23 protein-coding genes and 1 tRNA gene are annotated in these 23,381 nt (G+C 64.7%); 11 read left to right on the top strand and 13 right to left on the bottom strand.

The genetic code is table 11. The annotated features are described in order from the left end of the window. Positions 1 to 27: 27 nt before the first annotated feature. Positions 28 to 1,281: a 2-C-methyl-D-erythritol 2,4-cyclodiphosphate synthase gene (gene ispF, locus NV382_RS03125; RefSeq protein ID WP_260599087.1), complete on the bottom strand. Its 1,254-nt coding sequence runs from the start codon at positions 1,279 to 1,281 to the stop codon at positions 28 to 30. Positions 1,282 to 1,368: 87 nt separating this feature from the next. Between ispF and dusB the strand changes: the two genes are divergently transcribed. The 8 genes from dusB to NV382_RS03085 all read left to right on the top strand — a co-directional run bounded on the left by dusB (position 1,369) and on the right by NV382_RS03085 (position 11,681). Continuing rightward, on the top strand, positions 1,369 to 2,382 hold the full coding sequence (gene dusB / locus NV382_RS03120) for a tRNA dihydrouridine synthase DusB (RefSeq protein ID WP_260599086.1): 1,014 nt from the start codon (positions 1,369 to 1,371) through the stop codon (positions 2,380 to 2,382). A 4-nt stretch (positions 2,383 to 2,386) separates the two neighbouring features. Continuing rightward, positions 2,387 to 3,460, top strand: a complete 1,074-nt coding sequence (locus NV382_RS03115) for a two-component system sensor histidine kinase NtrB (protein WP_260599085.1) — start codon at positions 2,387 to 2,389, stop codon at positions 3,458 to 3,460. 11 nt (positions 3,461 to 3,471) lie between these two features. Next, a complete protein-coding gene (gene ntrC / locus NV382_RS03110) occupies positions 3,472 to 4,917 on the top strand; it encodes a nitrogen regulation protein NR(I) (RefSeq protein ID WP_260599084.1) in 1,446 nt (481 codons plus the stop codon). Between the two features lie 54 nt (positions 4,918 to 4,971). Next, positions 4,972 to 7,209: a sensor histidine kinase gene (locus tag NV382_RS03105; RefSeq protein ID WP_260599083.1), complete on the top strand. Its 2,238-nt coding sequence runs from the start codon at positions 4,972 to 4,974 to the stop codon at positions 7,207 to 7,209. Between the two features lie 4 nt (positions 7,210 to 7,213). Then, positions 7,214 to 8,587, top strand: coding sequence for a nitrogen assimilation response regulator NtrX (gene ntrX / locus NV382_RS03100; RefSeq protein ID WP_260599082.1), 1,374 nt, complete (start codon positions 7,214 to 7,216; stop codon positions 8,585 to 8,587). A gap of 647 nt (positions 8,588 to 9,234) precedes the next feature. Beyond that, positions 9,235 to 9,738 (top strand): RNA chaperone Hfq, encoded by a 504-nt coding sequence (gene hfq, locus NV382_RS03095; protein ID WP_260599081.1) that lies wholly within the window; start codon positions 9,235 to 9,237, stop codon positions 9,736 to 9,738. 10 nt (positions 9,739 to 9,748) lie between these two features. After that, positions 9,749 to 11,044, top strand: a complete 1,296-nt coding sequence (gene hflX, locus NV382_RS03090; protein WP_260599080.1) for a GTPase HflX — start codon at positions 9,749 to 9,751, stop codon at positions 11,042 to 11,044. A gap of 1 nt (position 11,045) precedes the next feature. Continuing rightward, positions 11,046 to 11,681 carry a GNAT family N-acetyltransferase gene (locus tag NV382_RS03085; RefSeq protein ID WP_260599079.1) on the top strand — a complete coding sequence of 212 codons (636 nt, stop codon included), beginning with the start codon at positions 11,046 to 11,048 and terminating at the stop codon, positions 11,679 to 11,681. Here NV382_RS03085 and mazG read toward each other — a convergent pair. The 10 genes from mazG to NV382_RS03035 form a co-directional block, all read right to left on the bottom strand. Beyond that, on the bottom strand, positions 11,659 to 12,432 hold the full coding sequence (gene mazG, locus NV382_RS03080; RefSeq protein WP_260599078.1) for a nucleoside triphosphate pyrophosphohydrolase: 774 nt from the start codon (positions 12,430 to 12,432) through the stop codon (positions 11,659 to 11,661). The two genes, NV382_RS03085 and mazG, sit on opposite strands and share 23 nt — an antisense overlap. A gap of 41 nt (positions 12,433 to 12,473) precedes the next feature. Beyond that, entirely contained in the window at positions 12,474 to 13,085 is a 612-nt protein-coding gene (locus NV382_RS03075; protein WP_260599077.1) for a retropepsin-like aspartic protease family protein, read from the bottom strand. Beyond that, complete coding sequence (locus NV382_RS03070) at positions 13,082 to 13,846, bottom strand: MBL fold metallo-hydrolase (protein WP_260599076.1); 765 nt, start codon at positions 13,844 to 13,846, stop codon at positions 13,082 to 13,084. The genes NV382_RS03075 and NV382_RS03070 overlap by 4 nt, the downstream gene beginning before the upstream one ends. 2 nt (positions 13,847 to 13,848) lie before the next feature. After that, positions 13,849 to 14,625 (bottom strand): TatD family hydrolase, encoded by a 777-nt coding sequence (locus NV382_RS03065; RefSeq protein ID WP_260599075.1) that lies wholly within the window; start codon positions 14,623 to 14,625, stop codon positions 13,849 to 13,851. Continuing rightward, entirely contained in the window at positions 14,625 to 16,148 is a 1,524-nt protein-coding gene (gene metG, locus NV382_RS03060; protein ID WP_260599074.1) for a methionine--tRNA ligase, read from the bottom strand. Before metG ends, NV382_RS03065 begins: the two co-directional genes overlap by 1 nt. A gap of 114 nt (positions 16,149 to 16,262) precedes the next feature. Continuing rightward, complete coding sequence (locus NV382_RS03055) at positions 16,263 to 17,243, bottom strand: AAA family ATPase (protein ID WP_260599073.1); 981 nt, start codon at positions 17,241 to 17,243, stop codon at positions 16,263 to 16,265. Further along, entirely contained in the window at positions 17,240 to 17,866 is a 627-nt protein-coding gene (gene tmk / locus NV382_RS03050) for a dTMP kinase (protein WP_260599072.1), read from the bottom strand. Before tmk ends, NV382_RS03055 begins: the two co-directional genes overlap by 4 nt. Further along, complete coding sequence (locus NV382_RS03045; protein ID WP_260599071.1) at positions 17,863 to 19,029, bottom strand: D-alanyl-D-alanine carboxypeptidase family protein; 1,167 nt, start codon at positions 19,027 to 19,029, stop codon at positions 17,863 to 17,865. The genes tmk and NV382_RS03045 overlap by 4 nt, the downstream gene beginning before the upstream one ends. A gap of 29 nt (positions 19,030 to 19,058) precedes the next feature. Beyond that, positions 19,059 to 19,928 (bottom strand): SPOR domain-containing protein, encoded by an 870-nt coding sequence (locus tag NV382_RS03040; RefSeq protein WP_260599070.1) that lies wholly within the window; start codon positions 19,926 to 19,928, stop codon positions 19,059 to 19,061. Between the two features lie 103 nt (positions 19,929 to 20,031). Further along, the gene (locus NV382_RS03035; protein ID WP_260599069.1) at positions 20,032 to 21,075 is read right to left on the bottom strand and encodes a lytic murein transglycosylase; all 1,044 of its coding nucleotides are present in this window, start codon (positions 21,073 to 21,075) and stop codon (positions 20,032 to 20,034) included. 158 nt (positions 21,076 to 21,233) lie between these two features. Between NV382_RS03035 and NV382_RS03030 the strand changes: the two genes are divergently transcribed. The 3 genes from NV382_RS03030 (at position 21,234) to NV382_RS03020 (ending at position 22,290) form a co-directional block, all read left to right on the top strand. Then, positions 21,234 to 21,323 (top strand) — tRNA-Ser (locus NV382_RS03030). A gap of 74 nt (positions 21,324 to 21,397) precedes the next feature. Further along, entirely contained in the window at positions 21,398 to 21,892 is a 495-nt protein-coding gene (locus NV382_RS03025) for a hypothetical protein (protein WP_260599068.1), read from the top strand. Beyond that, positions 21,868 to 22,290, top strand: a complete 423-nt coding sequence (locus NV382_RS03020) for a hypothetical protein (RefSeq protein ID WP_260599067.1) — start codon at positions 21,868 to 21,870, stop codon at positions 22,288 to 22,290. The genes NV382_RS03025 and NV382_RS03020 overlap by 25 nt, the downstream gene beginning before the upstream one ends. 283 nt (positions 22,291 to 22,573) lie before the next feature. Here the strand turns inward: NV382_RS03020 and rpmE are convergent, their stop codons facing one another. Both rpmE and fabZ read right to left on the bottom strand, forming a co-directional pair. Next, a complete protein-coding gene (gene rpmE / locus NV382_RS03015; protein ID WP_260599066.1) occupies positions 22,574 to 22,804 on the bottom strand; it encodes a 50S ribosomal protein L31 in 231 nt (76 codons plus the stop codon). Between the two features lie 96 nt (positions 22,805 to 22,900). Further along, on the bottom strand, positions 22,901 to 23,323 hold the full coding sequence (gene fabZ / locus NV382_RS03010) for a 3-hydroxyacyl-ACP dehydratase FabZ (protein WP_260600288.1): 423 nt from the start codon (positions 23,321 to 23,323) through the stop codon (positions 22,901 to 22,903). Between the last annotated feature and the right edge of the window lie 58 nt (positions 23,324 to 23,381).

Genomic DNA, 23,381 nt, shown 5'->3' with positions numbered 1-23,381 from the left:
TCATGCTGCCCCCGCTACCGACACGCCTTACGCCACCGGGGCGATCCGGATCGTGGCGATCGACTGTGCGGCGATGCCTTCGCCCCGCCCGGTAAAGCCAAGGCGCTCGGTCGTCGTCGCCTTGATGCTAACGCTCGACAGCGGCAGCCGCAACAAGCCCGCGATCCGCGTGCGCATCGCGTCGCGGTGTGGGCCGATCTTGGGCGCCTCGCAGATCAGCGTCAGGTCGATGAAGTCGATCACGCCGCCAGCCTGGCGGACGAGGCTGGCGGCATGTTCCAGGAACTGAGCCGAATCGGCGCCCTTCCATTGCGGATCGCTGGGCGGAAAGTGCGTACCGATATCACCCGCCGCGATCGTGCCGAGCAGCGCATCGGTGATCGCATGGAGCGCGACGTCGGCGTCACTATGCCCCGACAGGCCCTTGTCGTGCGGGATCAGCACGCCGCCGAGCCACAATTCCTCGCCGACCTCGAGCCGGTGCACGTCGAAGCCGCTGGCGCTGCGGGAAATGAGCGCGGCGCCATGGCGCGCCTCGGCGGCGGCGAAATCGGCGGGGTAGGTGATCTTGTCGAGCATCGTGTCTCCTTCGACCATCGCAACGCTGCCGCCAAGCCGGCGCAGCATCTGCGCATCGTCTGTCGGCTCTTCGAACGACCAGGCGCGATGCGCGCGCAGGATCGCGTCGAAGCGAAACGCCTGCGGAGTCTGGACGCGCGAAAGGCCGGTCCGGTCGATCGTGTCGCCCTGCGCATTGGTGAGCGTATCGGCAACAGGCAGGGTGGGCAGGGCGCCTTCTGTCTCGTCCAGCGCGGTGAGCAGGCGATCGATTACGGCGGCCGACAGGAAGGGCCGCGCGGCATCGTGGATCAGCACGCGCGCGACTACACGCTCAGCCCTCACCCCGGACTTGTTCCGGGGTCCACCGTGGTTCTCATCCTGCGGCTGCGGGGTCTGCGGCACGGTGGACCCCGGAACAAGCCCAAGGTGACGGGCGGGGGTAGTGGTCAGCCCCTCCAACCCGGCTAGGACCGAAAGACGCCTTGTCGCGCCGCCGATCACATGCTCCACATCGCCAAGCGCGTCGCGGAGCGCCGTCTGCTGCCCCTCACCGATCACGACGATCACGCGATCAATCCACGGATGCGCGCTCAGCACGTCATAGCTATGGGCGATCATCGGCCTGCCGGCGACCTGCGCGAACTGTTTGGGCAGCTCGCTCCCGCTACGCGTGCCGGTGCCGGCGGCGACAATGATGGCAGCGGTGCGGGGCGTCGTCATGCCGCCCGCCTAGCCGAAGCAACACAGGGTCGCCAGCCTTGCCATTTAGCGCCCTCGGCGCTACTGCCCATTTTTCAGGCACGATCGATGAACAGCGCTCCCACCAAGACTTTGGCTCCCATTCAGGTCGGTCCCGTCCGGATCGAACGCCCGGTCGTGCTCGCGCCGATGACGGGTGTCACCGACATGCCGTTCCGCACCTTGGTGCGCCGCTATGGGTCGGGCCTCAACGTCACCGAAATGGTCGCCAGCCAAGCGGCGATCCGTGAGACGCGGCAGTCGCTGCAAAAGGCCGCCTGGCACGTCAGCGAGAATCCGGTGTCGATGCAGTTGGTCGGTTGTACGGCGCAGGAAATGGGCGAGGCGGCGAAGCTCAGCCAGGATCGTGGCGCCGCGATCATTGACATCAACATGGGCTGCCCGGTCCGCAAGGTGACCAATGGCGATGCCGGATCGGCGCTGATGCGCGACCTGGACAATGCCGCGGCGATCATCCGCGGCGTGGTCGATGCCGTCACCGTGCCGGTGACGCTGAAGATGCGCATGGGCTGGTGCCATGACAGCCTCAACGCCCCCGAATTGGCGAAGATCGCGCAGGATCTCGGCGTCAAGCTGATCGCCGTGCACGGGCGGACTCGCAACCAGATGTACAAAGGCTCCGCTGACTGGGCGTTCATCCGCCGCGTGAAGGATGCCGTCGATCTGCCGGTGATCGCCAATGGCGATATCTGTTCGATCGAGGATGCCGAGGCAGCGCTGGAGCAGTCCGGTGCCGACGGCGTGATGATCGGGCGCGGCGCTTACGGTCGACCTTGGCTGCTTGGGCAGGTGATGGAATGGTTCGCCACCGGGCGGCGCCTTCCCGATCCGAGCCTCGAAGAACAATATGACGTCATCGCCGAGCATTACGACGCGATGCTGCATCATTATGGCAATGAGGTCGGCGTCAACATGGCGCGCAAGCATATCGGCTGGTACACCCGCGGCATCCACGGCTCGGCTGAGTTTCGCAACCGTGTGAACCAGATTCCCGATCCCCGGCAGGTGCAGTCGATGCTGGCCGAGTTCTACGCACCATATCGCAGCCGCGCGGCGGCCTGACGGCATGGGCGGGGCGGCGGGGCCGGCCTTTGCCGAGCTGTTTGCCGCCCTGCCGGTGGCGGTCCTGGTGATCGATCCACAAAATCGGATAGCCCATGCCAATGCCGATGGCGAGGCACTGCTCAACCTGTCGGAGCGTGCCATGCTCGGCCAGCCGCTTGCCGCCATCTTGCGCCCGCCACCGGAGCATCTACGGCCCGACGGCCACGATTTCGCCGCCTTCGATGTAGAGTTGGCGCTGGTGCGGGGCGGGCGCATCCGCGTCGATTTCATCGAAGCGCGCATTGCCGACCATCCGGGCTGGCGCGCGATCACGCTGCACCATGCCGCCACGTCGCGTCGCCTGGGCCATAGCGCGGATCGTGCCTCGGCGGCGCGTGCCGCAGTGGGCGCGGCGGCGATGCTGGCGCATGAGATCAAGAACCCGTTGTCCGGCATTCGCGGTGCCGCGCAATTGCTCGCCATGGGCGCCGAGGACGCCGAGGAACTCACGACGCTGATCACGACCGAGGTCGACCGGGTCGCCGCGTTGATCGACCGGATGCAGGACTTCACCGACACCCGCCCATTGAGAATTGCGTCCGAAAATATTTACCCGCTGCTCGATCATGCCCGGCGGTTGGCGCTGGCCGGTTTTGCCAGCGGCGTGACGATCGAAGAGCGGTTCGATCCTTCTCTACCGCCAGTGCTGGTCGATCGCGATGCCATGCTGCAGGTCTTGCTCAACCTGTTGAAGAACGCCGCCGAAGCGCTGGTCGGGCAGGGGGGAGATGGGCTGCAGCCGCGCATCACCCTGTCGACCGCCTATCGTCACGGCATGGCGGTAAGCCCGTCGCCCGGCAAGCCGCGCCAGCCGCTACCGATCGAGATCTGCGTCGGCGACAATGGCCCGGGCGCGCCGGCCGAGATCGCCGACCATCTGTTCGACCCGTTCATCAGCGGCAAGCCCGAGGGGCAGGGGCTTGGGCTCGCGCTGGTCGACAAGCTGGTGCGCGATATGGGGGGGATGATCCAATATGCGCGAGAGGGTTCGCCCGAGACGACCGTCTTCCGCATTCTGCTGCCCCGCGGCCAATGACAGAGGTGGCGATGAACAGCCGTACGATCCTGGTCGTGGACGATGATGCGGCGATCCGCACCGTCATCGCGCAATCGCTGCGCCGGGAGGGCCATCGCGTCATGGCCGTCGCGTCGCTGGCCGAGATGGAGGCACAGCTCACCATCGCTACGCCGGACGTGCTGATTTCGGATGTCGTATTGCCCGACGGCAACGGGCTGGACCGGATCGCGCGGCTGACCACCGAGCTTCCCGGCCTGCCCGTGATCGTCCTTTCGGCGCAGAATACGTTGAGCACCGCTGTGCGTGCCACCGAAGTAGGCGCGTACGATTATCTGCCCAAGCCGTTCGACCTCGCGACCCTGTCGCAAGCAGTGCAGGGCGCGCTGGCGCGGAACAGGGGCGGGCCGATCGCCGCGGTCGGCGATGAGGACGCATTACCGCTGATCGGCCGCTCGCCGGCGATGCAGGATGTGTACCGCGTCATCGCCCGCGTCGTGGCCAACGATCTTACCGTGCTGATCTCCGGCGAGTCCGGCACCGGCAAGGAACTCGTCGCGCGCGCGATCCACGATCTCGGGCCGCGGCAGGGCTCGCCGTTCGTCGCGATCAACATGGCGGCGATCCCGCGCGAGCTGATCGAGGCGGAGTTGTTCGGCCATGAACGCGGTGCCTTTACCGGCGCGCAGGCCCGCGCGGCCGGGCGCTTCGAGCAGGCGGCAGGCGGCACCTTGTTCCTCGACGAGATTGGCGACATGCCGATGGAAGCGCAGACGCGGCTGCTGCGCGTGCTGCAATCGGGCGAATTCACCACAGTCGGCGGCGCGCGCACGATCCGTGCCGACGTGCGCATCGTGGCGGCCACCAACCGCGATCTTGCCGAGCTCGTGGCAAGCGGCCATTTCCGCGAGGATCTCTTCTACCGCCTGAACGTGGTGCCCGTGACATTGCCCGCGCTTCGTGCGCGGCGCCAGGACATCGCGCTGCTGGCGAGGCACTTCCTCGACAAGGCAGCGGACGATGGCTTGCCGCGCAAGCAACTGGAATCCGATGCGGTCGTCGCGCTCGAACATTATGACTGGCCGGGCAACGTCCGCGAACTCGAGAATATCATGCGGCGCATGGCGGTGCTCGCGCGCGACGAGCGGATCGACGGTGGCGAAGTGCGCGCGATGTTGGGGACGCCTGCCGTCGCAACACCGACGATCGCCACCGATCCGGGCATCGCCGCGGCAGTGCAGGGCCGGCTGGAACGATTCGCCCGCGAAGAGCCCGCCGCACTGGAGAACGGCACGTTGTACGACCGCATCATCGGAGAGGTGGAACGCCCGTTGATCGAGGCGATGCTCGCCCGGCATGGCCAGAACCAGCTACGCGCCGCCCGCGCGCTGGGCATCAACCGCAATACGCTACGGAAGCGGCTCGATGTGCTCGGCATTGAACCGGATACCGGGCGGTCGGAGCCGCCCCAGAGGTAGGACGAGCACGAAACTGTGTTCTAATGGCCACAATATCGTTGTAGTATGGCCACGATGGGCGCCGACACGGTAGCGATGGAAGATCCGGAGACGACGAACCGCCGGTTCAGCGTGACCCCTTTTGTCGAACTTCTCGTGCTCGCGGTCGCGGTCGCGATCGCCATCGCCAGCTATTTCACCGTCACGTACGAGGATTCGCCGGATCGGCTGTTGTCGCCGCCGGTGGTCGCGCTGCTGCTGGTCTCCAATCTGGTGCCGGGCGTTGCGTTGCTCGTGCTGATGGGGCGGCGCATCGCGATGCACCGTGCGGCAAGGTCGCCGATCGGCGGCAATGGCCGGCTGCACGTCCGCCTGGTGGCGATTTTCTCGGTCATCGCCACCGTGCCGATGCTGCTGGTCACGATCTTCGCCTCCTTGCTGTTCCAATACGGCGTGGATTTCTGGTTTTCCGACAAGGCGCGCGGGATGCTGGAGAATTCAAAGGTAATGGCGCAGGTTTCCTACACCCAGCTGCTTGAACGCTGGGAAGACGCCACCGTCACCGCAGCGAGCGATACTGCCGCCTTCCTGCGTGAACGGCCGATCGACGGGCCGGACTTTCCCGGCTTTTTTGGGACCCAGATCTATTATCGCAGCCTGTCCGAAGGCGCCGTGTTCGCTGTGTCGCCCAAGAGCGAGATACAAACGCTGGCCATCGTCAACCCCTATGAGATCGATCTACCCAGGCAGATCACGCCGGCCACCATTGCCAAGCTTCGGGCGGGGCAACGCAGCGTCGTCACCGTCACCCGTGACCGCATTCAGACGGTGACGATGTTGCCGGGGTCTGCCGACCTGTTCCTCTATGCCGCTCGGGTAACCGAGGCGAAGATCATGGAAGAACAGAGCGACCGTGCCGAAGCAGTTCTGAACGACTATCGTTCGTTGCTGGCGCGTTCCCGCTCGCTGCAGCTCCGCTTCAACGCCGCATTGCTGCTGGTCTCGCTGCTGATCGTCGGTATCGCCGTATGGATCGCATTGGAGGTGGCGGATCGGCTGGTGCGGCCGGTCGGAGAGCTGGTCGGCGCGGCTCGGCGCGTAGCGGAGGGCGATCTCACTGCCCGAGTGTCCGCGCCCAAGACGCGAGACGAGTTCGGCACGCTCGGCAATGCCTTCAACCTGATGACCGTGCGGCTGCAGGAACAGACCAGCGCGCTGGAAAGCCGTCGCGCGCTGATCGAGGCAGTGATGTCCGGCGTCAGTGCCGGGGTGGTGTCTATCGCCGCCGACGGCACGATCCGGCTGATCAACCGCTCGGCCGCGGCCTTGCTCAACACCGGTGCCGCAAGCCCGGTGGGCCGCCCGCTGGCCGACATCTCGCCGGAACTCGCCGAAGTGATCGGCACCGACAAGCGCGACGCGATCGTCGAGGTCGATGCCGGCGGCGAGGCACGGACGCTGGCGGTGCGCATTGCCCGTGCCGATACCGGCCCGATCCTCACTTTCGACGATATCACGCAGCAATTGCTCGATCAGCGTCGCGCCGCCTGGTCCGATGTCGCGCGGCGTATCGCCCATGAGATCAAGAACCCGCTGACCCCGATCCAGCTAGCCGCCGAACGCCTGCAGCGCCGCTACGGCAAGCAGATCGCCAATGACGACGGCACCTTCGCACGGCTGACAGAAACGATCGTGCGGCAGGTCGGCGACCTGCGCCGCATGGTCGATGAATTCTCCTCCTTTGCGCGTATGCCCAAGCCGCTGTTCAAGCACGAGTCGCTCGTCGACATCGCGCGCCAGTCGCTGTTCCTGCATGAAGTGGCACACGCCAATATCCGCTTCACGCTGATGCACGAGCCGGGGCCGGTCGATTTCGTCTGCGATCGCCGCCAGATCGGGCAGGCGCTGACCAACATTGTCAAGAACGCGGTCGAGGCGATCGAGGCCAAGGGCAATGCAGCCTCGGGCGAGGTAACGATGACGTTGAGCGGCGATCCGACCCGCTGGCTGACGATCGAGATCGCCGACAATGGCGTCGGCCTGCCGGCCGCGCGTGATCGCATCGTCGAGCCCTATATGACGACCCGGGCCCGCGGCACCGGCCTGGGGCTGGCGATCGTCAACAAGATCGTCGAGGAACATTGCGGCACCATGAGCTTCGGCGATCGCGACGGTGGCGGCACGGTGGTGACGATGCGCTTCGATGCCGCGGCCCTCGCACGGCTCGATGCCGGCGGCGCTAATGATGATGTCGGCAGCGATGCCGACGACAAGAACGACCGGCGCCCTGCCGATCTCAGAACACGGACATAACGCCATGGCGCTCGACATCCTCATCGTCGACGACGAACGCGATATCCGGGAACTCGTCGCCGGGGTCCTCGAAGACGAAGGCTATGAAGCCCGCAGCGCTGCCGACAGTGATTCGGCGCTGGAGGCGATCGCCGCGCGGCGGCCGTCGCTGGTGCTGCTCGACGTCTGGCTCAAGGGCTCGCGATTGGACGGCTTGGAACTGCTCGACGAGTTGAAGCGCCGCGATCCCTCGATCCCGGTGCTGGTCATTTCCGGACACGGCAATCTCGATACGGCGGTGGCCGCGGTCAGGCGTGGCGCGGTCGATTTCATCGAAAAGCCGTTCGAGGCCGAACGCCTGCTGCTGATGATCGCGCGCGCTACGGAGACCGAGGCGCTGCGCCGCGAAGTGGCGTCGCTCCGCGCCAGCGTCGGGCGGGACACAGATCTCACCGGCAACTCGACCGCGATAAATGGCGTGCGTGCGACCTTGAAGCGCGTTGCTTCGACCGGCAGCCGGGTGCTGGTGATGGGCGGGGCGGGCGTCGGCAAGGAAGTCGCCGCGCGCCTGCTGCACGGCTGGAGCCAGCGTGCCGACGCGCCGTTCATCATCGTCAGCGCGGCGCGTATGACGCCCGAACGCGTCGAGGAGGAATTGTTCGGCAGCGAAGAGAGCGGCGACCTGGTGCGCCCGGGATTGCTCGAACAAGCGCATGGCGGCACGCTGTTCCTGGACGAGATCGCCGACATGCCGATCGCTACGCAGGGGCGCATCCTGCGCGTGCTGACCGACCAGAGCTTCACGCGGGTAGGGGGGCAGCGCGTGGTAAAGGTCGATGTCCGCGTCGTCTCGGCCACGGCGCGTGATCTGGTGCACGAGATTGCCGAAGGCCGTTTTCGCGAAGACCTGTATTATCGCCTGAACGTCGTTCCCGTGCTCATCCCGAACCTGTCGGAGCGGCGTGAGGATATTCCGGCGCTGGTGAACCATTTCATGGCGCATTACGCCTCGGAACGTCGCGTGCCGACGCCGGAGATCGCCTCCGACGCGATGGTTGCGCTGCAGAGCTACGAATGGCCCGGCAACGTTCGCCAATTGCGCAATGTCGTGGAACGCACGATCATCATGGCGCCCGGCGACCGGATCGGGCGGATCGATCTCGATCTGCTGCCTGCCGAGGTACTGGGTGATCCGGGCGAATTGGGCGGCGGCGGCAGCGCGATCATGGGTTCGCCGCTGCGCGAGGCACGCGAGACCTTCGAACGCGAATATCTCCGCGTCCAGATCCGCCGCTTCTCGGGCAATATCTCCCGCACGGCGCACTTCATCGGCATGGAACGCTCCGCGCTGCACCGGAAGCTCAAGCTGCTGGGCATCACCGAGACGCGCGACGAGTGATCGGATGGCCGGCAACGTGCAGGCCGCTTTCACAGTCCACAGCCCGCGGCCCCAAGCCACGGCATCATCCCGGACTTGTTCCGGGGTCCACCGCGCTGCACGTTTTGCCTCCAAGGCACTATCCGCCTTGCAAGCCGCTGGGTTGAACAAGTCGGCAATTGTACCGCTTAAACAAGTCGTTCGCCGTCATCCCCGCGCAGGCGGGGATCCATATACTCGAACGTCTGCATTTCAGCCGCTAAGCCCGCCACTATGGATCCCCGCCTTCGCGGGGATGACAAATCATGTTTGAAAGGGATAGTTGCCGAACAAGTCCGGAGTGACGCTAATGGTAGTTCCCTCGGAGCGCGGCAGGCGTCGCGTCCGCGCCGCAAAAAAACCGCTGTCCTACACGCCTATGAACCTGCACAACCGCTACGAACATCGCGAGCCGGCCAATCCGACGCCCGGTTGAAAGTTGATAAAACCAACACGATACAGGCCGACTTTCTCAACTTTGTCTTCGCCCGGACCACCCTTTTTGCTGGACGCCGGTAGACGTTGGGGCGGGCAGTGCCTAAATTAGCGATGGCGGAGCAACCTGCGCCGGCCGACGCCGGGAAACGGCGCCATGCGGGAAATTCCCGCCAAGAACAAAGGATCGACCGATGGCCGACAAACAACCCGCTCTCCAGGATCTCTTCCTCAACGCCCTACGCCGGTCGAAGACGCCGGTGACGATGTTCCTCGTCAAGGGCGTCAAGCTGCAGGGGATCGTCACCTGGTTCGATAACTTCTCAGTGCTGCTGCGCCGCGACGGCCAGTCCCAGCTGATCTACAAGCACGCCATTTCGACGATCATGCCGTCCGGCGCGATCGATGTCGCCGCGATCGTCAATGCGGTGGGCGAGGCGCAGAAGCGGCAGCCATTGCTGCAGGAGATCTTCCTGAACGCGGTCCGCAAATCGGAGGACAGCGTCACCATGTTCCTGGTCAACGGTGTGATGCTGCAGGGGCAGATCGCGGCGTTCGACCTCTTCTGCATGCTGCTGCAGCGCGATGGCATGTCGCAACTGGTCTACAAGCACGCTGTGTCGACGATCCAACCGGCGCATCCGCTGAATTTGGCAGACGAGCCGGCCGATATGTCGGATGATGAAGAGCAGGATTGAGAGTGCAGCTTTGACCAACGGTTTCGAGCGTGATCGTGACGAGTTCGCCCGGGGCGCCCGGGCCGTTGTGGTGTTTCCAGAACACGGCGCATCCTCCCGCGATGTAGCCGCACGACTGGACGAGACCGCGGGGCTTGCAGCCGCGATCGGCGTCGTCGTCGCCGACAAGGTGTCGTTCCGTATTCGCGCGCCACGGCCCTCGACCCTGCTCGGCAGCGGGCAGGTCGAGATGCTGGCGACGACCGTACGAATGGAGGAAGCGGACCTCGTCGTGTTCGATGCGGCGCTCTCGCCGGTGCAGCAGCGCAATTTGGAGAAAGAGCTGAAGGCCAAGGTGATCGATCGTACCGGCTTGATCCTCGAAATCTTCGGCGAGCGCGCGGCAACGGCAGAGGGCCGTTTGCAGGTCGAACTCGCCCATCTCGACTACCAGGCCGGACGCCTGGTGCGCAGCTGGACTCACCTCGAACGCCAGCGCGGCGGCTTCGGCTTCCTGGGCGGCCCGGGTGAAACGCAGATCGAGGCCGATAGGCGCTTGATCCGCGATCGCATGGCCGGGCTGAAGAAGGAATTGGAAAAGGTCGCCCGCACGCGCGGGTTGCACCGTGATCGGCGGCAACGTGCGCCGTGGCCGGTGATCGCCTTGGTCGGCTATACCAATGCCGGCAAGTCCACCTTGTTCAACCGCCTGACCGGCGCTGCCGTGATGGCCGAGGATCTGCTCTTCGCCACGCTCGATCCGACGCTCCGGCAGATCAGCCTGCCCGGGATCGACAAGGTGATCCTGTCCGATACGGTCGGCTTCGTGTCCGAACTGCCCACGCAGTTGGTCGCGGCGTTCAAGGCGACGCTGGAAGAAGTGGTATCGGCCGACCTGCTGATCCACGTACGCGACATCGCGCACCCCGACACGACGGCGCAGCGCGACGATGTCGAGGCGGTATTGCGCGATATCGGGGTGGCCGACACCACGCCGCGGATCGAGGCATGGAACAAGCTCGACTTGTTGGACGAGCAAGACCGCGCCGAGCTGATCGGCGAAGCGGCACGGCGCGACGATGTCGTGGCGATCTCGGCGCTGAGCGGGGAAGGGGTCCCCGGACTGCTCGAGACGATCGCGACCTTGGTCACCGAAGGGCACCGTGACTATCATATCGAGCTGGATGCCGGTGACGGCGCCGGTGCGGCCTGGCTACACGCCCATGGCGAGGTGCTGGGTCAGGACGTCGAGGGTGACCGTGCCAGGTACGACGTGCGCATGGCTCCACGCGACTTCGACCGTTTCGGGCAACGCGCCGGGCACTAGCGTGGGCGCCGACCCCGATCTTGTGGCGGGTTGGCTTCACGCTCGCTCGATCGCCCGTGGGCTTCCGCTGCCCGTTCCCGATTGCGGTGGCTGGCGGGTGGACACGCGCTCCGAGGTTGAGTGCAGCCGCTATGTATTCGCTGCGCCAACGCCTGAGATCGTCGCACTGAGCCAGAAGATCGATCGGACGCGCATCTTCATCAAGCTGTGCACTGAGGATTCGGCGTTGCGGCAGTTGTTATCGACCCGTTGGCAGTTACAGGCCCCATCCTGGATGATGACCGGCCCGATGCACGTTCCTGGCGCCGAGCTACCGGTCGGCTATCATGTGGAGATCGACTGGACCGGTGGCTCGGTCCGAGTACAGGTCATTACGCAAGACAGTACTTTAGCCGCCAGCGGCTACGCTGCCGAGGCACAAGGCGTGTTCGTCTACGATAGGATCGTTACCGCCGGCGAGCACCGGCGGCGTGGACTCGGACGCGTGGTCATGTCGCAGCTTTCTCAGCAGCGGCGATCAGGCCTGTCACGCAATGTTCTGGTGGCAACGGTCGAGGGAAGGGCGCTCTACACCGCGCTCGGCTGGCAGGTGCATGCGCCGTATGCCAGCGCGGTCATTCCCGAGCCGGTGTCTTGACCGACTGCCACAACGCTTCCTTCTGCTCCAGCGGCAAGCCGGCGAACGTCTCGCCAGCCAGTTTTTCCATACCTTGGAAACGGCGCTCGAACTTTGCATTGGCGGAGCGCAACGCCGCCTCCGGATCAATGCCCAGGTGGCGCGCCCAATTGACGACCGAGAAGAGCAGGTCGCCAACCTCTTCTTCGCGTTCGGCCTCGGATGCAGCGTCGATCTCGGGAATCTCTTCGATCACCTTGGCACGCGGACCCTCGGCGTCGGGCCAGTCGAACCCGGTTCGCGCGGCACGTTTCTGTAGCTTTTCGGCACGCAACAAAGCGGGCAGCCCGATCGCCACGCCGTCCAGCGCGCCGCCTGCACCTTTGCGGCGACGTTCCTCGGCCTTGATCTGCTCCCAAAGGTGATGCCCGCCATTGGCCGTATCACCAAAGATATGGGGATGCCGACGTTCCATTTTGTCGCTGATCGAGGCTACGACATCGTTCAGCGCGAACACACCGGCTTCCTCGGCAATGCGGCTGTGAAAGATCACCTGCAGCAACAGATCGCCGAGTTCGTCCTTCAACTCAGCCATATCGTTTCGCGCGATCGCATCAGCAACCTCATACGCTTCCTCGATCGTGTACGGCGCGATCGAGGCAAAATCCTGGGCGACATCCCATTCGCAGCCGGTTTCGGGATCGCGCAGGCGTGCCATGATGGCGACTAAGCGATCGATCGGGGACGATGGGCCGCCCTGCTTACCCGACATCGGCAAGTCCGATAATATACATTATGTTAAATCCAAATCGATCAGGGGACGAATGAAGTATGCGGCTCAAGGATCAGGAAGCCGTTCTCCACGCGCCAGGATTTGAGCTGTGACAGAAAGTTCATGCCGATCACGTCGGTATCGCCAAATGCCGGCGACACTACGACCGGAAGATCGACCGCGTGGATCGCACCAAGATCGAGCTTCGCTACGGTCGCACGCTGTACGCTGATTTGCCCGTTGGCGGTGCTGATGATCGTCGGAAAGCTATTCTCAGCCAAATCCAGCCCAGCGGCCTGTGCAGTGCGCGCCGAGATCGCCGTCGTTGCGGCGCCACTATCCACCAGCATGCGACGCTGCACGCCGTTAATGGCGACGGATGCCCAGAAATGACCATCCTCCGCCATTCGTATGCGGACTGTTCCACCGGATACCGCTTGATCGCTGATGCCGAGCGTGTCTGCCGCTGATTGGAACATGGGTGCGACGCGTGGCCAGTTGCCGACGAGCACGATCAAGACGCCGAAGATCGCCACCCAGGCAAGCGCCATCTTGATCATCGAGCCGAGCGGCAGCCGGCGGGCGATCAACGCCGACAGCGGCAACACCAACATCAGCGCCAGATAGGCGAAGCTGGCGCCATCATCGTTCATACAGTGAATTCCAGCCCGTCATAGCCGGGCTCCACGCCGGGAGGGAGTTCGCGCAACAGTGTCGCATAGTCCATGGACTGGTCCATATGGATCAGTGCCGATCGCCCGGGATGCAACTCCCCTACCCAGCCGAGCACTGCCGCGAGTTCCGGGTGCGACGGATGCGGATAGCGCCGCAGCGCGTCAACAATCCACACGTCGAGATCCTGATACAGAGACCTCATTTCGCTAGTCAACACGTTGAAATCGGTAGCATATCCGATCGATGCGCCGCTGTTATCGAAGCGCAGGCCGGCGGAATGGATGCTGCCGTGCGGTTGATCGACCACCCGCACCTGAATGTCGCCGATCGTCAGGCCGTCGGGCAATTGTTCACCTGCGACGATCGGTGGATAGCCGTCATTGCCGCCGAACACATAGCCGAAGCGCGTCGTGAGCGCCGTCAGTGTGGCTTGCCGGGCCAGTCCGCGTACCGGTCGCCCGCGGGCGTGATACACCTGCCGCAGATCGTCGATGCCGTGGCAGTGGTCGGCATGATCATGCGTCCAGATCACGGCATCCACGTCGGCCACATCGGCAGCGAGCAGCTGTTCACGCATCTCAGGGCTGGTATCCACCAGGATGCGCGTCGTTGCCGTTTCTACCAGGATCGACGCGCGCGTACGGCGGTTGCGTGGCTCCGTGGGATCGCAGGCGCCCCAATCGTTGCCGATCCGAGGCACGCCGGACGAGGTACCCGAGCCAAGAATGCGAACCTTCATCGTCACTGCAGGGTTTTCGCAAACAGACGATGGAAGTTGTTTGCCGTCGCTTGGGTCAGATCCTCTACGCTCTCACCGCGCAGCGCGGCGAGGAACGCCGCGGTATCCGCCACGAAGGCGGGTTCGCCCGTCTTGCCACGATGCGGCACCGGCGCCAGAAATGGGGCGTCCGTCTCGACCAGCAGCCGATCGAGCGGCAGCCGCGTAGCGGTTTCCTGCAGATCGCGCGCGTTCTTGAACGTGACGATCCCGGAGATCGAGATCATGAACCCAAGATCGAGCGCGATGTCAGCGAAGGCTCCGCTCGCGGTGAAGCAATGGATGACGCCAAGATAAGCCCCCTTCCCCATCTCCTCGCGCAGGATCGTTGCCGTATCCTCCTCTGCATCGCGCGTGTGCACGACGATCGGCAACTGAGTCTCGCGAGCGGCGGCGATGTGCGCCCGGAAGCTCGCTCGCTGGCGCTCGCGGTCGCTATGCTCGTAATAATAATCCAGCCCACTCTCGCCCAGGCCGACGACGCGCGGATGCGCTGCGCGCTCCACCAGCTTGGCCGTATCGACATGCGCGTGCTTGTCGGCTTCGTGCGGATGGATGCCGACCGTCGCCCAGACATCGCGTTCGCGCTCCGCCGTGCCCAGCACGTCATCCCACTCGCTTTCACGCGTGGCGATGTTCAGCATGGCCGTCACGCCGCGCGCGCGGGCACGTTCCAGCACCGCCTGCTGATCCTCGACCAAGCCCTTGTAATTGAGGTGACAATGGCTGTCCGCAAGCATCAGGCGGGCTCCGCTGGAAGGTCAAGCCGCGGGAACACGCCCTGCGGCGCAGGCAAGGTGATTCCGGCGCTAAGCCGCACGGCCAGCGCGGCAAAATCGCGTGCATCTGACGTCTGCGCAAGGAGATCGAGCAGCTTGTCGGCGCTGTCCGGCACCACCCAGCGCACGAGGATGGCGAGTTGGCGCACCACCTCGGCCGTATGGTACAACACGCCATCGGCACGCGCCGGATCGGTCTTGCGCAGTGCCCAGGGTGCCATCTCGGCGAAGTAACCATTGGCGATGCGTACGCCCTCCCAGATCGCCTCCAGCGCTTCGTTGAGCTTCAGTTCCGCCATCAGCGCGGTGACGCTGGCAAGAATGTCCCCCAACTCAGGCGCGGGGGTCTCGACCGTATCGGCCGGCACCACACCGCCGCAATTCTTGGCGATGATCGACAGGCAGCGCTGCGCAAGGTTGCCCAGCCCATTGGCAAGATCGGCATTGGCGCGCGTGACGATCGCCTCTGCCGAATAGCTGCCGTCCTGCCCAAAGCTAACTTCACGCAGCAGGAAGTAGCGCAGCGCATCAACCCCGAACGTGTCGGCCAGCGCGATCGGATCGACGACGTTGCCGATCGACTTCGACATCTTCTCGCCACGGTGGAGCAGGAAGCCGTGGCCGAACACCGTCTTCGGCAACGCCAACTTCGCAGACAGCAGAAATGCCGGCCAGTAAACCGCATGAAAGCGCACGATATCCTTGCCGATCAGGTGCAGGTGGGCAGGCCACCATCTGGCAAGTTCGTCTGCAGTGTCGGGATAGCCGGCGCCGGTCAGGTAGTTGGTCAGCGCATCGACCCACACGTACATGACGTGCCCGTCGCTGCCCGGCACCTTGACGCCCCAATCGAAGCTCGTGCGCGATACGGATAAGTCCATCAGCCCGCCTTCGATGAACTTGACCACCTCGTTGCGGCGGCTCTCGGGGCGGATAAACTCGGGGTTGGCCGCGATATGGTCGAGCAACGGCTGCTGGTATTTCGACAGGCGGAAGAACCAGCTTTCCTCGGCGGTCCATTCGACCGGCGTACCCTGGGGGGAAAGCTTACCCCCCTCCCCGTCGACCAGCTCCTTCTCTTCGTAAAATGCCTCGTCGCGCACCGAATACCAGCCTTCATAGCGGCTGAGATACAGGTCGCCATTATCCGCCATCGCCTGCCAGATCGCCTGGCTGGCGCGGTGGTGATCTGCCTCGGTGGTGCGGATGAAGCGATCATAGCTGATGTTCAATGCATCATCCATGTCGCGAAAATGGCCCGACATTTCCGCGGCGAGATCAGCCACGGCAACGCCCTTGTCACGGGCGGCTTGCACCATCTTCAGCCCATGTTCGTCGGTGCCGGTCTGGAAACGCACATCGCGCCCGGCCTGACGGTGGAAGCGGGCAATCGCGTCAGCCGCAATCGCCTCATAAGCGTGGCCGATATGCGGGCGTCCGTTGGGGTAGCTGATTGCGGTGGTGATGTAATAGGGGTCGGCCATGCGCGTGGCTCTAGCGCGATTTCCTAGAGGGTGGAACCACCAGATCCCCGTTCATGTCGAGCGACGTCGACACTCCGCCCCGCGATCCACCTCTCTATTGGCTGCGAGCGAGCGTTACCGGTCGGGCGCAAGCGTCGCCACCAAGCCCGCCATCTCGAACACCGTCGCTTGCGCGTCCAGCGATAGCGCCCGTGCGCTGGCCGAGAGCGCGCGCGCCGCGTCGTAACTGTCGAGCGCGGTGCGCAACGCCGGGCCTTGCCGCCCCGGCGCCGCAGCGGCGATGAAGGCCGGTGCCCGGTCGAGGAACGCTTCATAGCGCGGCTGGGCTGCCTTGGGCGCCAGCAGCTTGGCAAGTTTGGCACGGCGCGCGTTGCTCGGGTCACCATCGGCAGCGATCGCGCCGAGCGTGGCGTCGAGCTGCGCCATGTCGAGCCCGGCAAAGCGCAGAGCACGGCCCGGTGAGCCCTGCCCCACAGCCACCAAGGCGGCGATCTCGGCATCGGGCGCGTTCGGCTGTTCGGCACGGAGCACCTGCGCCATCGCCTCGTCGTCCAGCGCCTCGAAGCGCAGCATCCGGCAGCGCGAGCGGATCGTCGGCAGCAGCCGCCCGGGCGCGTGGCTGATCAGCAGGAAGATAGTACCCTGCGGCGGCTCCTCGAGACTCTTCAACAAGGCATTCGAAGCACCTGGGCGCTCGACCTCGTCGATCGCATCAATGATGATCACGCGACGAGAGGATTGCGACGGCGCCATGGCAAACATCGGGCCCAGCGCACGCACCTGTGCGATCGGGATGCTTCGCGCCAATTCCGTGGTCTTGTCGTCCTTCGGCTGTCGCGAGAGCACGCGGTAGTCGGGGTGCGCGCCAGATGCGATCAGCCGACTGGTCGGATGATCGTCGGGCACGTCGAAACCGGGCGGCAGCGGGGCACCCGCCGTTCCTTCGGCGAGCAGACGCCGCGCCGCGATGCGCGCGAAGCTCGCCTTGCCAACACCCTCCGGCCCGGCGAACAGCCATGCATGGTGGAGCGAGCCGCTCGACATGGCCGAGAGGAACGCCGCCTGCGCCGCCGCATTGCCGATCGGCAACGTCATGGCAGCAGGTCGGTGAGACCTGCGAGCAATGCCGCAGTAACCGCCTCCCGATCGGCAGCCGCGTCGATCAGACGAATGCGGTCGGGCTCTTGCGCGGCATAGGCGCGAAACGCAGCGGCGACATCCGCATGAAAGCCGTGATCGCGGGCCGCAAACCGATCGGCGGCAGCACCGTCACGCCCCTCGGCTCGCGCTCGGCCTTGTTCCACCGGCACCTCGAGCACGAAGGTGCGATCTGGTAGGAGGCCGCGCGCGCCAAAGGCGTGCAACGCGATCAACGCCGCATCGTCGATCCCGCCCGCCGCGCCCTGATAGGCACGGCTGCTGTCGACGAAGCGGTCGCAAATCACCCAGGTGCCGGCGCCGATCGCGGGCTGGATGAGTTTTTCGACGTGATCGGCGCGCGCGGCGGCAAACAGTAGCGCCTCGGCATGCGGGCTCCACCGTGTCACCGCGCCCTGCATCAGCAGATTGCGGATTGCCTCCGCGCCTTCGCTACCGCCGGGTTCGCGCGTGACGCGTACGGGAATACCGCGGCCCTCCAGCGCAGCTGCAAGCGCACGTACTTGCGTCGATTTACCTGCTCCCTCGCCGCCTTCGAGCGAGATGAAGCGTCCCCTCACCCGCCGAACAGGCCCTTGAGCCCGGCCCAGGCGCGGCCGAAGAAGCCGGCTTCGGCGACATCGCTTTCGGCGACCAGCGGCAGTGTCTGCGTGGTAAGATCAGGACCGCTGACGACGAGATCGGCGATATGCTGGCCGGCCTTGATCGGCGCCTTAATCGGGCCGTTATAGACGACGCGCAATTGCATGTCCGGGCTGGTGCCCGCGGGCACGGTGACGGAGAGCGCTGTCGGCGCGACCAGCCCGACAGTCGGTGCGGCGCCAAGCTGCACCTCGGCATTCTCGATTTTGCGGCCCTTGGCGGCGATCGGCTTTGCCTGCCACGCACGGAAGCCCCAATTCATGAACTTGACCGATTCCTCGATCCGCTGGTTCGCACTGGTCAGGCCGGCCATCACCATCACCAGGCGGCGGCCGCTCTGATCGGCGGAGCCGGTAAAGCCATAGCCCGCCTCGTCGGTGTGCCCGGTCTTCAAGCCATCGGCGCCGGGCACGCGGCCAAGCAACGGATCGCGATTGGCCTGCGTGATATCTGCGCCCGCGCCCAGCGTCTTGCCCCAGGTGAACGAAGGCAGCGAGTAGAACTTCTTGTAGTAAGCCGGATGATCCTGGATCGTCGCGGCTGCTAGCTTGGCGAGATCGCGCGCGGTGACATAGGTCACGCCATTGTCGGGCCAGCCGTTCGACGTACCAAAATGGCTGTTGTTCAGGCCGATGCGCTTGGCCGCCTGGTTCATCCGCTCGGTGAACGCCGCCTCGGTGCCGGAGATGCCCTCCGCCAGCACGACACAGGCGTCGTTGCCCGACAAGGTGACAATGCCCTTCAGCAGGTTCTCGACGCTGACATTCTCGCCCGTCGACAGGAACATGGTCGATCCCGCTTGCGGCCCGTGCCACTTCTGCCACGTCTCGGGGCGCACCGGGAAAGTCTGGTTGAGCTTAAGCTCGCCCTTCTTCAGCATGTCGAACGCGACATAGACGGTCATCATCTTGGCCATCGACGCCGGAGGCATGCGACGATCCGCATCCTTGGAGAACAGCACCGCGCCGGTCGACAGGTCGGTCAGATAGGCGACCGGTGCCGGCGTCGGGAAATCGGGCGCTGCCGCCCCTGGGGTCGCGGCGATGATGGCCAAGGCGGAGGCGGCGAGCAATTTCTTCATGGGGCAGTCCGTGGCGCTTGGAGGAATGGTTAGTTCGTTTTCACGATCCTGGCGCCGCCATAGCCGCGCCGCGCGGCGTCGTCACGCGCCTGTTGCGCCGCGCGCATGTTTGCGAACGGCCCGATCTGTACCCGGTAGAACGCGCCGGCGCGCGCGACCCGGCCGCGCAGGCTGGTGGCAAGCGCCTGTGCGCGGCCTTCGTTGGAGAGGGCCGCGACTTGCACGAAGATGCCCGCGGTAACGGGACGAGCCGGCGCTGGCGGGACGTACGGTGCGCCTGCGGGCACAGGTCGCGTAGCAGGACGACGCGGCGGCGGCGGCACTGCCGCATCGGCTCGCGTTGGCAGCTTGCGGCGGAGCGCGGCCAGCAATGCCGGCGGCGAATCGATGCGCGGCGGCGCGGCACGCCCGCCACGTAGCGCCATGATGTCCGAGGGCGGCGCGTTGACCAGCCGCACGCGCACCGGCGCCGGGCCGTTCAGACCCAGTTGTGTTGCGGCACCGCGCGACAGATCGATCTCGCTATCGGGAGCCGCGCCGCTGCTATCGGTGACCAGCACCAGGATCGTGCGGCCGCTGTCGAGTGCCGTTACCTCGACGACCGACCCGATCGGCAAACGGCGGTGCACCGCGGTGACCGCCTCGCCCTCTTCACTAGATCGCCCAGCATAGCCGACCGCATCATAGCGCTGCGCCTCGCCCGACGTACCGCGCGGGCCGGTGCCGCCGGCAATCTCCGGCGGCAGCGTGGCAGGCGGCGCGATCGGGCGCGCGGCATCACGCTCGCCGGGCGGCGCATAGCTTGCGCCAGGCTGCGACGGTGGCAGGTCCACCTGCTCGAGCGGTGCTTCGCTGGCGCGACCGGCAGGATAGCCGTCGTCCTGGATCGGGCCCGTCATGCCCGCGGCTGGATGAGAGGGGCGCGCCGCGCGATACCCCTGATCGCTGGCGCAAGCGCCGAGCATCAGGAGGACGCCCAGCGTCAGCGTGGGAGAGATGAGCTTATTGTTCGACAGCATCCGCGAGCAACCCGACTGAAAGAGCGTAGAAATTCGAGCAATTATAATCCAGGATCACCCGATAATTTCCGGTTAGCAGATATCCCGTTCGTCCAGGGCCGTCAGGCTCGATCAACGTGGCGAGCACGCGATCGTCCGGCCAGGTGCGCGTCTGCGGGCTGAAGCCCAGCGCACGCCATTCCGCCATCGTCTTCCACTGGCTATGCCGCGCGAACACGCGCGGACAGCGCGGCGACACCAGCCGGTTGGTTACTGCCGAGCGATCGAACGCCGCCGGCACGTTGACCGCCAGCCCCCAGGGCTGCCCTGCCCGCCACCCGGCATTGCTGAAGTAATTGCCGATCGACGCGAGCGTATCGGCATCGCTGTTCCAGATGTCGCTGCGCCCATCCCCATCGCCATCCCGCGCCAGGCGCAGATAGACCGAGGGAAGGAATTGCGGCCCGCCGAACGCGCCGGCCCAGCTGCCCTTCAGTTGATAAACCGGCACACCGCGATCGACCATCTGCATTGCGGCGATGAACTCACCCGCGAACAGATCGCGCCGCCGCCCCTCATATGCGAGCGACGCAAGCGCGCGTGGCAGGTCGAAATTACCCATCACCGCGCCGTAGCTCGTCTCGTGGCCCCAGATTGCGACCATGATCGATTCAGGTACGCCGAGCTCGCGCTCGATCCGCTCCAGCCGCCCGCGTTGCGCAAGATAGGCCGTGCGGCCGCGGCCGATACGCGACGCGTCGACATGCGATAGACGGTATGGTGCGAAGTTCGGCACCGGCGCATTCGGTGACGCCTCCGGCTGCGCACGATCAAGTTCGATCACGCGCGTATTGAGCGTCAGCGTCGGCAGCACCTGATCCAACGTCCGAGCGCTCACGCCCTTGGCGATCGCTTGTCGACGCAGCACTTGCAGATAGGATTGAAAGCCCGCCTCATCCTGCGCGACGGCGGCGCCACTGCAAGCAACGCACGCCCAGGCGGCCAACAGGGCGGCAATCGATCGCCTGGTAAGAATTGTCTTCAGCATGTGATGACTGTGGCACAACGTGCCGCCGACATGAACCCCGAACGATCGCCCCTCTTGCACAAAGCGGCGCGACGCGCATAAGCCCCATCTGTCTTGCGTCTCCAGGCGCAAGACGGGAGAATGGTGCTGCAGCCCAGAGCCAAGCTGCCTGCCGGTGTGGAAGAGTGTCCGAGTGGTTTAAGGAACTGGTCTTGAAAACCAGCGACGGTGCAAGCTGTCCGTGGGTTCGAATCCCACCTCTTCCGCCAATTGCCGAACAGCGGAAACAAGATGTCGCGGCTTGTAGAGGCCTCGACTGAAACGCCGGAAAGGTGTTGCGACTGTGTCCGCAAAGATCAACAAACCAGACAGGGTGCAAGCCATCGAGCTACTGCGCATCGTGGCGGCGTATGGCATCGTTGCCTATCATGCGCAGGCCCCGCTTCATGATCTGGCCTACGCCGGCCTCGTCATATTCCTGATCCTATCACCAATGTTGGACCTGCGGTTCAACTTAGATCGGATCAGATCGCCTGCGGCACTTGCACGCGCCCTGCTGCTGCCTTGGGCGTTCTGGATGGTTGTTTACGGCGCCGTGAATCTGGCTCAACATAGGCCGTTCGTGGAAGCCTCGTTCATGGGCATCCTTTATGGCAGCAGCCCGCATCTTTGGTTTTTGCCTTTCATGTTCGCCGTCCTGACGGTTCTGAACATGCTCAAGTCTCTTGCGCCCGCTATATTGTTTTATGGTAGCGCCTTGGTCGCGACCGCGCTGCTGCTGACGGTGACCATGTGGCGTTCCGCATCGCTGGAATGGTCGCTGCCTTTTCCCCAGTGATCCATGCCGCTCCCGGCATCATGGTCGGCGTCATGTTTGGCCTGGCATGGAAAATTGGGCCGCGGGGAAGGCTGGCCGTGCTCATCTCTGCGGCAGCTCTCGTGTTTGCCGATTTTGCAGGGCTGCCGGGCATCGGAACACCGTACACCGTCGGCGTTGCCGCTATCGCTGCCGCCGCGATGTTCGGAGAGCGCATGATACCCACGCCCTGGAGCGCACAGCCCGTTGCGGCTTGCATGTTCGGCGTCTATCTCTGCCACGTTCTGATCTTGAAGGTGGTCGGAGTGGTCACCGGTCGCGGCAATTACCTAACGGTAACGTTGGCGTTCGTGTTCGCATTGTTCGCGATATGGATAGTGCGCCGCTTCATCCCAACTAGTAAGATCTTACTGGGGTAACGCATCGCTGATCCAACGTAGCCACTATCCGCATGATGACGCGGATCGGTTTATTGTATTGCTCGACTGCTGGCGGGCGGCCGACTGACCGCAGATCGGGCGGGTGGACTCGTTCGTGGCCAATAGCCCTACAACCTGTATCGGTGGCAACGAATGAAACAGCCGATATCAGCTTGCCACAGCGCACCCGAACAAATCACACGCTAAAAAAGGACTCGCTTTGATGGAAGCGTATACTTCCCCGGCGCGCATCGAAGCGCGCCGGGGAAAATGCTTGCTTGTCTTACTTCTTGCCGAACGACATCGCGCCGAAACGCTTGTTGAAGCGCGCCACCTGGCCGCCGGTGTCGAGCATCGAGCCACGGCCGCCGGTCCATGCCGGATGCGCCAGCGGATCGATTTCGAGCGTCATCGTGTCGCCTTCCTTGCCCCAGGTGGAGCGGGTCTCGTACACGGTCCCGTCGGTCATCTGCACCTTGATGGTGTGATAATCGGGATGAATGTCTTTCTTCATGGTCTGTTCCTTTATGTCAGTGGCTGGTTTCCGACCAGCCGGACAAGCGCGGCGCCCTACACGCCACGCCTCGGCAGAGCAAGCGATTAGGATCGATCAGGCTTTCGGCGGGTCCGCGATCATCGCGGTGAAGTTCGCCTCAGCCGCCAATTGCCCATCGATCGTCGCGCGACCGGCAAATTTGCACACGCTGGAACGCTTCTGCACGAACTCGACGTCGAGCTTCATCAGCACGCCAGGCTCCACCGGCTTCCTGAACTTCGCCCCGTCGATTGCCATGAAATAGACGAGCTTGCCCGATCCCGCGAGCCCAAGCGATTCGACCGCAAGGATGCCCGCCGCTTGGGCCAGCGCCTCGACGATCAGCACGCCCGGCATGATCGGACGTCCCGGGAAATGCCCCTGGAAGAACTGCTCGTTGATCGTCACTGCCTTGATCGCGGTGATCGACCGGTCGAGCGCCAAGCGCTCGACCCGATCGACCAACAGCATCGGGTAGCGGTGCGGGAGCGCCGCCATGATCCGTCCGATATCGAACGGGCCGATAGCGTTCTCGGCGCCCCCTTCTACCGTGTCG

Origin of the sequence: Sphingomonas endolithica, assembly GCF_025231525.1 — a bacterium.
GTDB classification, from domain to species: domain Bacteria; phylum Pseudomonadota; class Alphaproteobacteria; order Sphingomonadales; family Sphingomonadaceae; genus Sphingomonas; species Sphingomonas endolithica.
Note: the sequence above shows the minus strand (reverse complement) of the source record. Positions and strands in the feature narration are given on the sequence as shown.

Excerpts from the sequence above, each read along its gene's own strand:
- ispF (WP_260599087.1), bottom strand. The coding sequence starts at position 1,281 with ATGACGACGCCCCGCACCGCTGCCATCATTGTCGCCGCCGGCACCGGC.
- dusB (WP_260599086.1), top strand. The coding sequence starts at position 1,369 with ATGAACAGCGCTCCCACCAAGACTTTGGCTCCCATTCAGGTCGGTCCC.
- NV382_RS03115 (WP_260599085.1), top strand. The coding sequence starts at position 2,387 with ATGGGCGGGGCGGCGGGGCCGGCCTTTGCCGAGCTGTTTGCCGCCCTG.
- ntrC (WP_260599084.1), top strand. The coding sequence starts at position 3,472 with ATGAACAGCCGTACGATCCTGGTCGTGGACGATGATGCGGCGATCCGC.
- NV382_RS03105 (WP_260599083.1), top strand. The coding sequence starts at position 4,972 with ATGGGCGCCGACACGGTAGCGATGGAAGATCCGGAGACGACGAACCGC.
- ntrX (WP_260599082.1), top strand. The coding sequence starts at position 7,214 with ATGGCGCTCGACATCCTCATCGTCGACGACGAACGCGATATCCGGGAA.
- hfq (WP_260599081.1), top strand. The coding sequence starts at position 9,235 with ATGGCCGACAAACAACCCGCTCTCCAGGATCTCTTCCTCAACGCCCTA.
- mazG (WP_260599078.1), bottom strand. The coding sequence starts at position 12,432 with ATGTCGGGTAAGCAGGGCGGCCCATCGTCCCCGATCGATCGCTTAGTC.
- NV382_RS03075 (WP_260599077.1), bottom strand. The coding sequence starts at position 13,085 with ATGAACGATGATGGCGCCAGCTTCGCCTATCTGGCGCTGATGTTGGTG.
- NV382_RS03070 (WP_260599076.1), bottom strand. The coding sequence starts at position 13,846 with ATGAAGGTTCGCATTCTTGGCTCGGGTACCTCGTCCGGCGTGCCTCGG.
- NV382_RS03065 (WP_260599075.1), bottom strand. The coding sequence starts at position 14,625 with ATGCTTGCGGACAGCCATTGTCACCTCAATTACAAGGGCTTGGTCGAG.
- metG (WP_260599074.1), bottom strand. The coding sequence starts at position 16,148 with ATGGCCGACCCCTATTACATCACCACCGCAATCAGCTACCCCAACGGA.
- NV382_RS03055 (WP_260599073.1), bottom strand. The coding sequence starts at position 17,243 with ATGACGTTGCCGATCGGCAATGCGGCGGCGCAGGCGGCGTTCCTCTCG.
- NV382_RS03045 (WP_260599071.1), bottom strand. The coding sequence starts at position 19,029 with ATGAAGAAATTGCTCGCCGCCTCCGCCTTGGCCATCATCGCCGCGACC.
- NV382_RS03040 (WP_260599070.1), bottom strand. The coding sequence starts at position 19,928 with ATGACGGGCCCGATCCAGGACGACGGCTATCCTGCCGGTCGCGCCAGC.
- NV382_RS03035 (WP_260599069.1), bottom strand. The coding sequence starts at position 21,075 with ATGCTGAAGACAATTCTTACCAGGCGATCGATTGCCGCCCTGTTGGCC.
- NV382_RS03020 (WP_260599067.1), top strand. The coding sequence starts at position 21,868 with ATGGTCGCTGCCTTTTCCCCAGTGATCCATGCCGCTCCCGGCATCATG.
- rpmE (WP_260599066.1), bottom strand. The coding sequence starts at position 22,804 with ATGAAGAAAGACATTCATCCCGATTATCACACCATCAAGGTGCAGATG.
- fabZ (WP_260600288.1), bottom strand. The coding sequence starts at position 23,323 with ATGGCGGCGCTCCCGCACCGCTACCCGATGCTGTTGGTCGATCGGGTC.